Raw genomic sequence first — 673 nt, 5'->3', positions numbered from 1 at the left:
CAAGATGCAGAGAGTAATGAAGTTGTCTCGATTTCTGATGTGACCTTGAGAAACTGGAACAAAACTTACGAGCACTTACCCTGCTACCATTCAGGAGAACACACGCACTACATGAGCGCGAGTGAAGTGTATTGGTTAATGAGACGAGAGGATAAAAACTGGGCCGGTGGCTACGATGAGCCTGGTCGAGAGACTTATGTTTCTTTTGTTGATAAGCAATACCAGTTGTTCAGCCCTGAAAGCAGAGATAATTGGCTGATGTATGTGGAAGCTGAGTGTTGCAATCGTAATTTGCCACAAAAAATTCCATTTGGTGGCGGGCTACCAAAGGTTCAGTTACCCAATGTTGATGATAATTTTAAATCAATCAGGTGCTTAACGTCTCTCTCCGAACCGCTTAGACCAGAGATGGACGAAAGCACACGATGGCAGCTTACCAAGCTATTAACACTGAACCATTTTACTGAAGCTGACGGCTTAGCAACGTTAAAACAAACATTGAACTTGTATGCATTTGCAGGCACTGCCGAAACAAAAGCCGTTATAGATGCTCTAGTCAAGCTAGAGTTTGAACATACAACCGGTAGGGTTAGTCAGAAAGGAAAAGTTGGTTTTGCACATGGAGTAAAGCTGGTTCTAACAGTATCCGATCAGATACTGCCAAAAGAGCAGA

Annotated in this window: 1 protein-coding gene; it reads left to right on the top strand. The window is 43.2% G+C overall.

Going from position 1 to position 673, the window contains the following annotated elements; translation table 11 throughout:
- Nucleotides 1–673 (top strand): type VI secretion system baseplate subunit TssF (locus R7Q09_RS26000; protein ID WP_318143928.1); only part of this gene is annotated, 673 nt, incomplete at both ends.

Source organism: Vibrio sp. 2130-1 (assembly GCF_033339515.1).
Note: the sequence above shows the minus strand (reverse complement) of the source record. Positions and strands in the feature narration are given on the sequence as shown.